12 protein-coding genes and 1 other RNA gene are annotated in these 13,827 nt (G+C 41.0%); 7 read left to right on the top strand and 6 right to left on the bottom strand.

Features of this window, described 5'->3' with window-relative positions:
- Both D7322_RS19465 and D7322_RS19470 read left to right on the top strand, forming a co-directional pair.
- A complete protein-coding gene (locus D7322_RS19465; protein WP_121125901.1) occupies positions 1-648 on the top strand; it encodes an NAD(P)-dependent oxidoreductase in 648 nt (215 codons plus the stop codon).
- A gap of 142 nt (positions 649-790) precedes the next feature.
- Positions 791-2,275 carry an amino acid permease gene (locus D7322_RS19470; RefSeq protein WP_121125902.1) on the top strand — a complete coding sequence of 495 codons (1,485 nt, stop codon included), beginning with the start codon at positions 791-793 and terminating at the stop codon, positions 2,273-2,275.
- A 125-nt stretch (positions 2,276-2,400) separates the two neighbouring features.
- Here the strand turns inward: D7322_RS19470 and D7322_RS19475 are convergent, their stop codons facing one another.
- Positions 2,401-2,943, bottom strand: coding sequence for a DUF1543 domain-containing protein (locus D7322_RS19475; protein WP_108636420.1), 543 nt, complete (start codon positions 2,941-2,943; stop codon positions 2,401-2,403).
- A gap of 150 nt (positions 2,944-3,093) precedes the next feature.
- On the opposite strand from D7322_RS19475, the gene D7322_RS19480 reads away from it, so the two are divergent.
- Complete coding sequence (locus D7322_RS19480) at positions 3,094-3,966, top strand: serine hydrolase (protein ID WP_121125903.1); 873 nt, start codon at positions 3,094-3,096, stop codon at positions 3,964-3,966.
- Positions 3,967-4,228: 262 nt separating this feature from the next.
- Here D7322_RS19480 and D7322_RS19485 read toward each other — a convergent pair whose 3' ends face one another.
- From D7322_RS19485 to D7322_RS19500, 4 genes are all read right to left on the bottom strand, one after another.
- Entirely contained in the window at positions 4,229-4,750 is a 522-nt protein-coding gene (locus D7322_RS19485) for a hypothetical protein (RefSeq protein WP_121125904.1), read from the bottom strand.
- A gap of 151 nt (positions 4,751-4,901) precedes the next feature.
- A complete protein-coding gene (locus D7322_RS19490) occupies positions 4,902-5,789 on the bottom strand; it encodes a bifunctional 5,10-methylenetetrahydrofolate dehydrogenase/5,10-methenyltetrahydrofolate cyclohydrolase (protein ID WP_121125905.1) in 888 nt (295 codons plus the stop codon).
- Between the two features lie 69 nt (positions 5,790-5,858).
- On the bottom strand, positions 5,859-7,649 hold the full coding sequence (gene lepA, locus D7322_RS19495) for a translation elongation factor 4 (protein ID WP_121125906.1): 1,791 nt from the start codon (positions 7,647-7,649) through the stop codon (positions 5,859-5,861).
- Between the two features lie 141 nt (positions 7,650-7,790).
- On the bottom strand, positions 7,791-8,786 hold the full coding sequence (locus D7322_RS19500; RefSeq protein ID WP_121125907.1) for a cation diffusion facilitator family transporter: 996 nt from the start codon (positions 8,784-8,786) through the stop codon (positions 7,791-7,793).
- A 213-nt stretch (positions 8,787-8,999) separates the two neighbouring features.
- Between D7322_RS19500 and D7322_RS19505 the strand changes: the two genes are divergently transcribed.
- On the top strand, positions 9,000-10,205 hold the full coding sequence (locus tag D7322_RS19505) for a pyridoxal phosphate-dependent aminotransferase (protein ID WP_245971387.1): 1,206 nt from the start codon (positions 9,000-9,002) through the stop codon (positions 10,203-10,205).
- A 116-nt stretch (positions 10,206-10,321) separates the two neighbouring features.
- Here the strand turns inward: D7322_RS19505 and D7322_RS19510 are convergent, their stop codons facing one another.
- Positions 10,322-10,801: a hypothetical protein gene (locus tag D7322_RS19510; protein ID WP_183078773.1), complete on the bottom strand. Its 480-nt coding sequence runs from the start codon at positions 10,799-10,801 to the stop codon at positions 10,322-10,324.
- A 143-nt stretch (positions 10,802-10,944) separates the two neighbouring features.
- Here D7322_RS19510 and D7322_RS19515 point away from each other — a divergent pair, with 143 nt between their 5' ends.
- The 3 genes from D7322_RS19515 to D7322_RS28780 all read left to right on the top strand — a co-directional run.
- Positions 10,945-12,975: a M3 family metallopeptidase gene (locus D7322_RS19515; protein ID WP_121125910.1), complete on the top strand. Its 2,031-nt coding sequence runs from the start codon at positions 10,945-10,947 to the stop codon at positions 12,973-12,975.
- Positions 12,976-13,135: 160 nt separating this feature from the next.
- Positions 13,136-13,503: a transfer-messenger RNA gene (gene ssrA / locus D7322_RS19520) on the top strand.
- Positions 13,504-13,641: 138 nt separating this feature from the next.
- Positions 13,642-13,827 (top strand): ISAon1 family transposase N-terminal region protein (locus D7322_RS28780; protein WP_455430954.1); only part of this gene is annotated, 186 nt, incomplete at its 3' end.

Here is a 13,827-nt window from a genome sequence, read left to right on the forward strand (position 1 = left end):
ATGAAAGTAGCAGTAATTGGATCCACAGGATATGTAGGAACACATCTTGTGAAAGAATTGGTTGACCGAAATTACGAAGTCGTTGCACTCGCTCGCCATACAGAAAACATTCGATCGAATGACAGCATAACAAAATTAGCTGTTGATATCAATAATCACGATCAACTGGTAAGCGCTCTGACAGGCACAGATGTTGTTGTTTCGGCATTTAACGCTGGTTGGACCAACCCCAACCTCTACGAAGATTTTACTAAAGGGGCTTTAGCCATTCAAGAGGCGGTTAAAGATGCCGGCGTGAAACGTTTTATTGTCGTCGGTGGAGCGGGAAGTTTGTTAATCGAGGGTAATCGTCTTGTCGATTCACATGAATTTCCAAAAGAGATCAAACCTGGAGCACTGGCCGCCGCAGATTACTTAGATACCATCCGCAAAGAAGATCAACTCGAATGGACAATGATCAGTCCTGCCATAGAAATGAATCCACAGGCAGGTGGTGTGCGAACTGGTAAGTACCGTACAGGATTGGACGCGCCGGTATTTGATCACGAAGGGCGTTCAAGACTATCTGTTGAAGATCTTGCTGTTGCCATCGTTGACGAGATCGCAAATAAACAATTTATAAACAAACGCTTTACAGCAGCATACTAATAGGATACAATCATTTGATTTATATCTAATACAAAATTTTATTACAAAAGGGAAGCGCAATCTTCCCTTTTGTCGTTGATATCATTTATATTTGACATTAATTAAACAATTAAAAAGCTAAATATCGTAAAGAATTAACCCTATGCTATTTAAAAAATCGATTCCTAAACTGATTGCTGAGGCAAATGAAAATGGTGAACATACCCTAAAACGAACATTAACGAGTGGCGGATTAATTGCGCTAGGCGTTGGAGCCATTATTGGAGCAGGACTATTTTCCTTAACTGGAATTGCCGCTGCAGAGAATGCTGGTCCCGCTGTTATCCTATCGTTTATTATCGCTGCCGTTGGTTGTGCTTTTGCCGGCCTATGTTACGCCGAATTTGCGTCCATGATTCCGGTCGCCGGAAGTGCTTACACCTACTCCTATGCGACAATGGGGGAATTTGTAGCCTGGATCATCGGTTGGGATCTTGTTCTGGAGTATGCCCTCGCCGGTGCCACCGTAGCCGTCAGTTGGTCGCAATACTTTAATCAGCTCCTGATGATTTTCCACATCCATTTACCCGACACCCTACTGAAAGGCCCTTGGGAAGGTGGTATGGTTAATTTACCGGCAATCATTATTGTATGTTTGCTTTCTCTGCTATTAATGCGTGGAACACAGGAATCGTCACGCGTAAACAACATCCTGGTAATCTTAAAAGTAGGTGTCGTATTGATTTTTATCGCATTGGGCTGGAGCTTTATCAACCCTGCAAACCACGACCCATTTATTCCGGTAAATGCAGGCGAGGAAATGGTCAAAAATGGTCAACAAAGTCTGTGGACTTTTTTAAAGAGCGATGACTTTGGTCATTTTGGGTTTAGCGGTGTATTGCGTGCAGCGGGTGTTGTATTCTTTGCTTTCATTGGCTTTGATGCAGTAAGTACTGCTGCTCAGGAAGCAAAAAATCCCAAAAAAGGTATGCCAATTGGTATTATCGGCTCATTGGTTATCTGTACCCTTCTTTATGTATTGTTCTCCTATGTAATGACAGGTATTGAAAATTATACCATGTTTAAAGGCGATGCCAAACCAGTAGCAACGGCATTTGCGAAAACAGGATACCATTTTCTAAATACAGCATTAATTATTACGATTATTGCAGGTTATACATCCGTTATTCTAGTCATGTTACTAGGACAAAGCCGTGTATTCTACTCCATGAGTAAAGATGGCCTGCTTCCAAAAATATTTTCGGACCTTTCCAAAAGACAGACTCCTTGGAAAACAAATGCAATCTTTATGGTCTTCGTAAGTATCTTCGCTGGATTTGTTCCCGTCTCCGATCTTGGTCACATGGTGAGTATAGGAACCTTATTTGCGTTTACATTGGTTTGTGTAGGGATATTGGTACTCCGCAAAACAGATCCCAATCTGGAACGTCCATTCAAAACACCTTTAGTTCCATTTGTTCCGATCATGGGTATCCTTGTCTGTGTACTGATGATGGCCTCATTACCTATTGAAAGCTGGGAGCGTCTGGCAATCTGGCTGGCTTTAGGCCTATTGATTTACTTCGTTTATGGCAAGAAGCATAGTGTCATCCGTAAACAACATAGAGATCAACAAGGTATAGAATAATACAGACAAACACCATGCAGTAACACTTGTCTCGGTATAAAAATAGCGGGCTTCTTTTTAAGAAGCCCGCTATTTTTATACCGACAATATTGTTTTTAGTTACCAACGTATCCTTCCAAAATCGCTTATAAAGCGCTCAGTTTAAAATAACCATTTGCAATCACATCTTCTTTCAATCCTGTTTTAGGCACAATCTGAATATGGTATTTTTCCTTATCAGCATCAAGCAACAGGTCTTCTATTTCATAAATATCATCGACATCGAGGCCATATTTATCATCAATATGAGCGGTACTATGGTGTTTCCAAAAAACGGTTCGTTTAGCCTTCTCAGTAGCCTTTCCCAAATTCGGCGCAACAATAAGTTCTTTATAGTGAAATTCATCAAATTCATTCGGTTTATAACCGCCAAGATTGACAAAAAACAACTTCAATTCCGTGTCAGAAATTGCCGCATCATTTTTTTCCACGACCGCAATTTCATACTCGCCGATTTTATTGACGATCCGATAAGCATCAATATGAATTTTTCCATCGGCATCAGGCCAAAAATCTTTAATTGGATCTATAAAATCCTTCAGTTCATTTCCGATTCCGAAAAAAATATCATGTTGTTCCGTACGTCTATTTTTAGGTTTACAACCAATCAAAATCATAAATAATTTCATATGCAATAGTCTGTCTCTTGAGAATATCAAATATTCAGGTTATTTTCATTCCTGTTTTTGCTTTCGATCGTGGATATTTCATAACTTAAGCCCACTGAACAATAAAAATAACGATTATTCATCACATTTAATACACATAACCCCTTGACTATGAGTAAAATTTTATTATCATTTACGTTACTATTTCTATCCTTATGCTCTTTCGGGCAAAAACGAAGCACTGATAGAAAACTCGAACAACAAATTAAACAGCTTATTCATGGTTTTCAGGGAGAAGTAGGTGTCTATGTACATGACCTAAAAAAACACAAGGAAGTTAATATCGGAGCCGACAGCATCTTTCCCACAGCAAGTGTTGTCAAAATCCCGATTTTAGTGGGCGTCTTTGATAAAATTGAAAAAGGACAGTTGCAATTAGATCAGGAGCTTGTCTACCGCGAGAGCCAAAAATATGGCGGTTCGGGCCTGATGCAATTCTTTAAGGACAGCAGCAAGGTTGATCTCAAGACACTTATTGCTCTTATGCTTTCTTATAGTGACAATGTCACGAGTATCTGGAATCAAAAACTTGCAGGTGGTGGAATAGCTATCAATACGCTGATGGCCGACCTTCAATTGCGGCATACGCGTGTAAACTCACAAACGGAAGGAAGAAAAACGGACTGGGAAAAATATGGCTGGGGACAGACCACACCAAAAGAGATGGCCGACCTCCTTACCCTGATCCGTCAGGGAAAGGTCATCTCGGAAAAATCCTCCGATCGCATGTATCGTTTTCTGGGCAATATGTTCTATGATGAAAGAGGGCTTTCCCAGATTCCTTCGACCGTAAAGGCCGCCTCCAAAACGGGATCATTGGATGATGTACGTAATGAAGTAATGTTGGTCAATGCACCCAAAGGCGATTATGTCTTTAGTATATTCACTAAAAACAATCAGGATCAGAGTTGGGGCAAAACCAATGCAGCAGAAGTGCTGACACGTAAGCTCTCCAAACTGCTATGGGATTATTACAATAAATAAATTAAACCAAGTGGAGCGATAGCCGAACCACAAACAGATTACAAGGATAATAATAGGGCCAGTCATCGTATTGAATACTTTAAATTTTAAATACGTTGGATTATACCATGATGACATGGGCGCTGCCGGTCTATTCTTGAGCCTAGTATAAGTTGTAAAAAAATAGGAAACGTTTCTGTTCCCTACTTTTTTAACTTAATCCCGCACTACGTGGATTGGTTTTCAACTATACATTTTTTGGGCTTTGCCGCTCAGGTCGGTACTACTTTTTAAAAGCGTCTTTCACATCTTTAGCAGCTTCTTTTGTGCCAGAAGCAACATCTTTAGCTACCTTTTTAGTACCATCAGCAACATCACCGGCGACTTTTTTAGTACCATCCGCGACATCTTTTGCCACATCTTTGGTTTTATCGGCGGCTGTATTCGCAGCGTCTACCGTAGCATCTTTTGCGTCTTTCAACCCTTCCTTCACATCCTGCCCCGCGTCACGTAAAGCTGTTTTGGTTTTTTCCCAAGCTGTATTAGCCTCTTCCGAAGCAGCACGTGCTTTTTCTTCAGCAGCTTTATCACCTTTGGCAATCGCTTCATCTAAAGCCTTTTTTGCTTCCTCAGCTTTCAAACGCGCGCTTTCTTCGGCGTTCTTTAAGTCTGCAATCGCTGCATCTACATGCTCGCCTACTGTTTGTGCAGTATCAGTCGAATCTGACGCTTTTTTCTCTGAATTGTTACAAGAAGACATTACCAATGCTCCTGCTACTACCGCTAAAAGTGCAATTTTTTTCATTAGAATATTTGTTTTTTAATGGCAAGAAGTCATCAGGAGGTTATATTCATCTATTTATGAGTCATAACAACCACATGATATCTCCATGTAAGTTTGTAATTATATGATTAATTAGTCTTTAATTTACAACTTCTATGCCAAATAGACAAACTTACTGTTTCGGATAAATTGTTCCCTTGGCAGCTTCCAATGTATTTTTCAATAATCCAACAATTGTCATCAGCCCTACACCACCCGGAACCGGAGTGATCCAAGAAGCTTTAGGGGCAACATGCTCAAAGTCCACGTCACCATATAATTTAAATCCAGACTTTGTTTCAGTGGATGTTTCTCTATTTATACCCACGTCAATCACTACAGCTCCCTCTTTAACCATATCCGCAGTAACGAAATTCTTTCTACCGATCGCTGCCACGACGATATCCCCGCGCAATACTTCGGTCTTAAGATCTTTAGTACGGCTATGCGTTAAGGTCACAGTACAGTTTCCGGGGTTGGCATTACGTGCCAGTAAAATACTCATGGGAGAACCAACGATATTACTTCTACCAACGACTACGGCATGTTTACCTGCAGTCTCGATCTTGTAGTAATCCAACATCAACATAATACCATAGGGTGTCGCTGGGATAAAACACGGAAGATTGCGTTGCATACGACCCAAATTGATCGGGTGAAATCCATCCACATCCTTGCGATAATCAATGGCTTCGGTAATTTTGTCCGGGTCAATATGTTTTGGTAAAGGCAATTGAACGATCAGACCATCGATGGAATCATCTTTATTGATTTCTTTGACCTTAGCGATCAATTCCTCTTCAGAGATCGTCTCATCATAACGGATGTTTGTCGACTCAAAGCCTACCAATTGACAATTACGCATTTTGCTCGCCACATAAGTCTCGCTACCACCGTCGTTACCAACCAGGATAGCTACCAAATGTGGTTTCCGACCCGTTTGAGTTGTAAATTCAGCTGCATCTAACGCAATCTGCTCTTTAATTTTTTCGGAAACTAGTTTACCATCTAATAGATTCATGTTTAGGAGATTTGATTGTATTTAAAAGGAGCCCAAGAGCTCCTTTATTTTGTATAATTTAAAATCTTATTAATCCAATTTCAATACCGCCATAAATGCTGATTGCGGAATTTCTACGTTCCCAACCTGACGCATGCGTTTTTTACCTTTTTTCTGCTTTTCCAACAATTTACGTTTTCGCGAGATATCACCACCGTAACATTTTGCCGTCACATCCTTACGTAAGGCAGAAATCGTCTCCCGGGCGATAATTTTTGCACCAATAGAAGCTTGGATGCGGATCTCAAACTGTTGACGCGGAAGAAGTTCCTTCAGTTTCTCACAGATTTTCTTACCGAAATCGTAGGCATTGCTTCGGTGGATCAAAGAAGACAGGGCGTCCACCGGCTCATCATTCAATCGGATATCCAGTTTAACCAGATCCGAAGTACGGTAACCGATCTGGTGATAGTCAAATGAAGCATACCCTTTGGAAATTGTTTTCAACTTGTCATAGAAATCAAATACGATCTCACCCATTGGCATTTCAAAGACCAATTCTACACGATCCGAAGTCAGGTAATGCTGATTCATAATCGTACCACGTTTTTGAATACACAGTGACATGATCGGTCCTACAAAATCCGATTTAGTAATGATATTCGCTTTGATATAAGGTTCTTCAATCGAATCCAATTTACTTGGATCAGGTAAATCCGAAGGGTTGTGTACGATCACCTCTTCCTTATCCTTCGTCATATACGCTTTATAGGACACGTTGGGAACCGTAGTGATTACCGTCATGTCAAACTCTCTTTCCAGACGTTCCTGAATAATTTCCATGTGAAGCATTCCTAAGAAACCACAACGGAAACCAAAACCTAAGGCCGCTGAAGACTCCGGTTCAAAGACCAGAGAAGCGTCGTTCAACTGCAGGCGGTGCATTGATTCACGTAGTTCCTCGTAGTCTTCTGTATCTACAGGGTAGATACCGGCAAAGACCATTGGTTTCACTTCCTCAAATCCTTGGATTGCCTCAGCACAAGGACGATCTTTATGTGTAATGGTATCCCCTACTTTCACTTCACGTGCCTCCTTGATACCGGAGATAATATAGCCTACGTCCCCTGTTTTAATAACCTCTTTTGGCACTTGGTTAAGCTTCAAAGTACCGATCTCATCAGCAAAATATTCTTTACCCGTAGCTACGAATTTCACTCTGTCCCCTTTACGGATCTCGCCGTTTTCAACTTTGAAATAAGCCATGATCCCACGAAAAGAGTTAAACACCGAGTCAAAAATCAATGCTTGCAACGGTGCGTCAGCCTCCCCCACAGGATGTGGTATACGTTCAACAATGGCTTCCAGGATATCTGGGACCCCAAGACCTGTCTTTCCGGAAGCAGGAATAATTGCCTCACGTTCACCACCGATTAGATCCACAATTTGATCTTTCACCTCTTCGGGCATCGCACCCGGAAGATCCATCTTGTTTAAAATCGGGATGATTTCGAGGTCATGCTCTAAAGCCAAATATAAATTTGAAATTGTTTGTGCCTGAATACCCTGTGAGGCATCCACAATCAATAAAGCCCCTTCACAGGCAGCAATAGAACGGGATACTTCATAAGAAAAATCAACGTGTCCGGGAGTATCAATCAGGTTCAAAATATATTCTTGACCATCTTTTTTATAATTCATTTGGATGGCGTGACTCTTGATCGTAATACCACGTTCACGTTCCAAATCCATATTATCAAGTAATTGTGCCTGTGCTTCGCGCTGACTAATGGTATTGGTATACTCTAAAAGGCGATCTGCCAAAGTACTTTTGCCATGGTCGATATGCGCAATAATACAGAAATTACGAATGTGCTTCATATAGGATTTTTAAACTCTTTTGCTAAAGGGCAAAGATACCTTTTTTTATACATATTTATAGAATCAAGTATATTTTTCATCAGTTGACTTTAGTCTGATGAAGAGTTTTGCTATATACATGAGACACAAGCAAAAAGCATTTTATTTTTGATCCGCTACGGCATAGGAAAAATGTTTCTGGTTGCGTGTCACCTTATCCATATCCCATGCGATCTTACCTTTAAACTGTTCTGAACGTATCGGGCAGTCCGCGACCTGACAGTACCGGCAGCATTGCGGGAGACAGGGATCGGCATGGACAAAAAACTCCGTACGCACGGACATTTCTTTATTGACAATCTTATCAACAGCCGAAATCTCATCATGAACTTTTACCAGGTCAAGGTAGTTTGGCAAAGTGAGGTGACAGTCGACATGCAGTTCATTGCCATAGCGCTGCACCCGAAGATTATGCACGTCAATCCACTCATCCTTACGATTACGTTCCAAAATCGCTACCACATCCTGCACAAGTTCGGTATCTGATTCATCCATCAGGCCACCGATAGACTGCCGAAGTAATTTATAGCCATTTAACAAGATAAAGAGCCCCAATATAATAGAGATTACCACATCGATCCATTGGAATCCCGTTAGTTTCATCAGGATTAAACCCAATATCAATCCAATTGTACTGTAAGCATCCACCTGCAGGTGTTTGCCGTCGGCAATTAGGGTAATGGACCCAAGGGCGCGTCCCCTTTTCATGATATAAAATCCCACAGCAAAATTGATCAGCGAGGTGATTCCGATCAAGTAGATCCCCTGTATGAGATGAGTTATCTCTGCCGGAAAAAAGATATTATAACAGGCTTTGGCTAAAATAATCGCTCCAGCTATAAAAATCAGTCCCCCCTCAAGGAAAACAGAAAAGAACTCAACTTTACCGTGTCCATAGGGGTGATTTTCATCTTTAGGCTGTGCCGCAAGATAAATACTATAGAAAGCGAAACCAGACGCGATCACATTGACGATGCTTTCGGCGGCATCTGTAAAGATGGCACTGGAATCTGTCAAAAAATAAGCTACGAACTTAATGAGCATTAAGCCTAATCCTGTAAACAGCGATAATAAAACCAATCTTGTTTGTTTCGACATGACCTGTATTTTGTAGGGCAAAGGTAAATATATAACGCCAAATCAACTCGATTAGTTTTGCACATCAATAGCACAGCGATGTCAATTATTAGCGGGCTAAATCGCATCAATCGCTTTTTGTTAGCAAAGCCCCAACAAAAACAACCTTTTTCTTTGTAAATTTTCAAAAATAAAGACCATTATTTGCAACGTATATAATATCTTTGTCTTACCATGAGCACATCATCATACTTATCAGACAGGATAAATAATTTGTCCGAATCGGCTACACTTAAAATGACCAAGTTGGGCCGCGAATTAGCAGCAAAAGGCGTTAATGTAATCAGCCTTAGCGTAGGTGAACCTGATTTTAACACTCCTGAACATGTAAAAGATGCAGCAAAAAAGGCCTTGGATGAAAACTGGACACGTTATTCGCCAGTACCAGGATACCCTGAATTGCGTCAGGCGATTGTAAATAAGCTAAAAACAGAGAATAATCTGGATTATGATATTTCGCAGATCGTTGTTTCAACAGGTGCAAAACAATCCCTGTCTAATGTGATCCTAACGTTGATCAATCCAGGTGACGAGGTAATCATACCAACACCATACTGGGTATCCTACTCGGAGATGGTTATTTTAGCAGAGGGAAAATCAGTCTTTATCAATACAGAAATCGACAATAACTTTAAGATTACGCCAGAGCAATTGGAAGCGGCCATTACGCCAAAAACCAAACTGTTCATGTTCTCTTCACCAAACAATCCAACTGGAACAGTTTATAGTAAAGATGAATTAGCGGCATTAGCGAAAGTTTTTGAAAAATATCCACAGATATTTATTTTATCTGATGAGATCTATGAGCACATTAACTTTGTGGACAAACACGAATCTATCGCACAGTTTGACAGCATCAAAGATCGCGTTATTATCATCAATGGTTTTTCAAAAGCCTTTGCCATGACAGGCTGGCGTTTGGGTTATATTGCGGCAAACAAAACAATTGCTGCGGCAAATGATAAATTACAAGGCCAGACAACCTCAGGGACTTGTTCTATTTCACAACGTGCCGGTATCGTCGCTTACGAGCAAGGATTAGCGTCAGTCAATAAAATGAAAGAAGCTTTTGCGCGCCGTCGTCAATTGGTTTACGATCTATTGAGCGATATCCCGGGAGTACGTACCAATCTTCCAGAAGGCGCATTCTACTTCTTCCCGGAAATTTCTTCCTTCTTTGGTAAGAAAGATCAGGATGGTAATATCATCAAAAACTCGTCTGATCTAGCTTTATATCTACTGAATGTTGGCCATGTCGCTACTGTAGGCGGTGATTCATTTGGTAATGACAACTACATCCGCTTATCGTATGCTGCTTCTGACGAAAGTCTGATCGAAGCATTAAAGCGCATCAAAGTAGCATTAGGCAAATTAGCATAATCAGTATATATTATAAAAAATGGGCTGTTCAATCAAATTGGACAGCCTTTTTTTATCAATCTCAGTCTTATCAATCCCACTGTATTCCCTATAGCGGTATAATCCAATACATTCTCTCATTTAATCTGCTCCATCACTTCAATAAATTTTCTTCCTTTGTTCTTCGGGTCAAAAAGCATTTTTTCTACCTTATCCAGTTCAAGAGCCTCTAAATGCCCAGGCAGCAGACTCTCTTTCATCAATCTAAGTAATTGCGCCCAGTCGGCACGGTTAATGCTGTGCTGGATCAATTGCATCATCTGCACGGCATTACGGTATTCTTTTCCTGCTTTCAGTTCTACGACCATATCCATCCAGTCACCGTAAGTGAAAACTCTGTTTTTTTCCCGTTGCAGTTGCAATGCTTTCATCTTGACCATGTCATAGCCCAGCAGCGTTTCCGTTACAGAATCGATATTCATGCAAGCAGCGATTTTCACATAATCTTTTGGAAATTCCAAACGCGCATCGTCATCCAGGAGCTTACAGAACGCGGGTACCTCCTTTTTTAGAGAATCACAGTTCTGTTGTGCCTGCAGCTCTGTTATCATCATCATGACCAGTGCGATTGTTAATATCAAGAGATAAATAGATTTCAGTTTCATGTTCCGAATATACCCATTTCCCAGAAATATCATTCCCAGCACATAATTTACATTGATTTTAGCGCTTCATATAAATATTTATTACATTTACCTTTATGAGTATTTTAACAGAAAAATTCAAAACGAAGCATGATACCGCTCCGTTTTCACAGATAAAAAACGAAGATTATATCCCTGCGTTTGACGCAGCAATCCAAAAAACAAAAGCTGAGGTCGACGCCATCGTCGATAATCCCGAAGAAGCTACATTTGACAATACCATTGCAGCGATGTCTTATTCCGGACAGACCTTAGATAGATTGTCCAGTATCTTTTTCAACCTGCATTCCGCAGAGACCAATGATGAACTAGAAAAGATAGCACAGGACGTTGCCCCAAAATTATCCGCTTTAGGCAATGATATTACCTTAAACTTTGACCTGTTCAAACGTGTAAAAGCAGTTTATGATCAAAAAGATCAACTGACACTTACAGCAGAGCAAACAACGTTATTGGAAAAATCATACAAGGATTTTGTCCGCAATGGAGCACTATTGAACGATGAGCAGAAAGAACAGCTGCGCGCAATTGATGCTGAGCTATCGCTTTTAAAACTAAAATTCGGAGAGAATGTCCTTGCGGAAACCAATGCTTATCAACTGCTGGTTACTGAGGAAAAAGATTTGGCTGGACTTCCGGAGGGAGCCATTGAGGCAGCCCATGCATTGGCCAAGGCCAATGAAAAAGAAGGCTGGTTATTTACCCTGGATTTCCCAAGTTACCTCCCTTTCGTAACCTATGCCGACAACCGCGAATTGCGTAGGGAAATCACCTTGGCCGCAGGGCGAAAGGCTTTTCAGGACAATGAATATAACAACGTTGAAAACGTATTAAAAATTGTAAAACTACGTTTTGAACGCGCTAAATTATTAGGATATGCCACCCATGCAGATTTTGTGCTGGCTGAACGAATGGCACAGAATCCGACGAAGGTAACCGAGTTTCTGAATGATTTGCTCGGGAAGGCGAAACCAGCCGCGCAGCGGGAGTTCACTGAATTAAGTGCTTTTGCTAAGAAACTGGACGGCATCGAACAGCTGGAGAAATGGGATGGTGCATACTATGCGGAGAAACTAAAACAAGAACGTTTTAATCTGGATGACGAGAAGCTTAAGCCCTATTTCAAGCTCGAAAATGTGCTACATGGTGCATTTGAGGTTGCACACCGCCTATTTGGCATCAATTTCAAAGAAGTCAAGGATATTGAAACCTACCACGAAGAAGTACAGACCTTTGAAGTCACCAAAGATAACGGCGACCTCGTCGCTATCTTCTATGCCGATTTCTTTCCACGTAAAGGGAAACGAAATGGTGCCTGGATGACTTCCTTCAAGCCGCAGTACGTACAGGACGGAAAACAAGAGCGTCCGCATGTTTCCATTGTATGCAACTTCACCCGCCCGACGGCAACAAAACCATCCTTATTGACCTTTCAGGAGGTTACAACACTATTTCATGAATTCGGTCATGCGCTGCATGGTATGTTGGCTGACACTATTTATCCAACCTTATCCGGCACCTCTGTCTATTGGGATTTTGTTGAATTGCCAAGCCAGGTCATGGAAAACTGGTGCTACGAAAAAGAGGCCTTGGAATTGTTTGCCAAACATTATGAAACAGGAGAAGTGATCCCAATGGAATTGGTGGAAAAAATCCGTGAGAGTGCATCTTTTCTGGAAGGAATGGCCACGATGCGCCAATTGAGCTTTGGCTTATTGGATATGGGCTGGCATGGACAAAACCCAAGTGCTATTGCTGATCTGAAAACATTCGAAGATGAACAATTCGCATCCACCAAATTGTACCCTGATGTCAAAGAGAATGCGATGAGCACAGCCTTCTCCCATATTTTCAATGGCGGCTACTCATCAGGTTACTACAGCTACAAATGGGCCGAAGTACTGGACGCAGATGCTTTTGATTATTTCAAACAAAATGGCATTTTCAACACCGAAATTGCCCATAAATTCCAAGATAATATCTTATCCAAAGGCGGAACAGAACATCCAATGCTACTCTATAAACGATTTAGGGGACAGGAGCCGTCTGTTGAGCCTCTACTCAAACGGGCAGGTTTACTTAAATAAGCAGCATGCAACTTTTATAAAACCCCAGAAGATAAAATAGCTGGGGTTTTCTTATAGCGTATAAACAGGCTTAACAGCCTCGTTTCCCTCAATTTATCAGCTAGAATGAACCTTCAGTTGATTTATTATCAAAAAAGTCGTATCTTTGCTAAACATAATTGGGGTTGACCGGAATTGACAGGATGGAGACGGTTATGTAAGCATGTAGTGCGTTGTTAGTAGAGCACTTTAATCTGAACTTTCAGAATTATAACTGGCGAAGAAAACTACGCCTTAGCTGCTTAAGTTAGACTTAACATAGCTATTTGTCCCGTTAGATCCTGTTCTTTGGTTTAACATTTGGGGCATCGAACGATAGAACTTGCAAGTGTGATGTTGCTAAGCACTTGTGAGAAACAGCAACTACGGCGTACGGTATAGGTAAGCGACTCACCTTCCCTCGCCCGACAATCAAAGAGAAGCTAAACATGTAGAAAGCATATACAGTACCATGACTGGACGAGAGTTCGAATCTCTCCAGCTCCACTTAAGGAGACACTTAACAGAAAGTGTCTCCTTTTTTTATACCCATAAAAAACTATGAATCAAGCCATTAAAGGGATCAATCAGAATTCTTGGGGGAATATCAAAAATTTGCTAATTTAGCATCTTTAATACAGATCTCCCTTGCAAGACGCCGAACGCAAATTACTATCACTATTGATGCCCGAAGGGCTTTTAGAATACTTTCAGATTTTAGAAGTCGATCAGGTTGGCAATCAACTCCACATTTATTTAGATGAGCTTAATATTGCTCCAACAGGCTATGAGAACAGCAAGTTGGAGTCAAAGGGTTTTATGCCATCCACAGAG

This window comes from Sphingobacterium puteale (assembly GCF_003627955.1).
GTDB lineage: Bacteria > Bacteroidota > Bacteroidia > Sphingobacteriales > Sphingobacteriaceae > Sphingobacterium > Sphingobacterium puteale.

Bases quoted from the DNA above. Each gene is read 5' to 3' on its own strand.
- D7322_RS19470 (WP_121125902.1), top strand. From the start codon at position 791: ATGCTATTTAAAAAATCGATTCCTAAACTGATTGCTGAGGCAAATGAA.
- D7322_RS19515 (WP_121125910.1), top strand. From the start codon at position 10,945: ATGAGTATTTTAACAGAAAAATTCAAAACGAAGCATGATACCGCTCCG.
- D7322_RS19505 (WP_245971387.1), top strand. From the start codon at position 9,000: ATGAGCACATCATCATACTTATCAGACAGGATAAATAATTTGTCCGAA.
- D7322_RS19485 (WP_121125904.1), bottom strand. From the start codon at position 4,750: ATGAAAAAAATTGCACTTTTAGCGGTAGTAGCAGGAGCATTGGTAATG.
- D7322_RS19490 (WP_121125905.1), bottom strand. From the start codon at position 5,789: ATGAATCTATTAGATGGTAAACTAGTTTCCGAAAAAATTAAAGAGCAG.
- lepA (WP_121125906.1), bottom strand. From the start codon at position 7,649: ATGAAGCACATTCGTAATTTCTGTATTATTGCGCATATCGACCATGGC.
- D7322_RS19510 (WP_183078773.1), bottom strand. From the start codon at position 10,801: ATGATGATGATAACAGAGCTGCAGGCACAACAGAACTGTGATTCTCTA.
- D7322_RS19475 (WP_108636420.1), bottom strand. From the start codon at position 2,943: ATGAAATTATTTATGATTTTGATTGGTTGTAAACCTAAAAATAGACGT.
- D7322_RS19500 (WP_121125907.1), bottom strand. From the start codon at position 8,786: ATGTCGAAACAAACAAGATTGGTTTTATTATCGCTGTTTACAGGATTA.
- D7322_RS19465 (WP_121125901.1), top strand. From the start codon at position 1: ATGAAAGTAGCAGTAATTGGATCCACAGGATATGTAGGAACACATCTT.
- D7322_RS19480 (WP_121125903.1), top strand. From the start codon at position 3,094: ATGAGTAAAATTTTATTATCATTTACGTTACTATTTCTATCCTTATGC.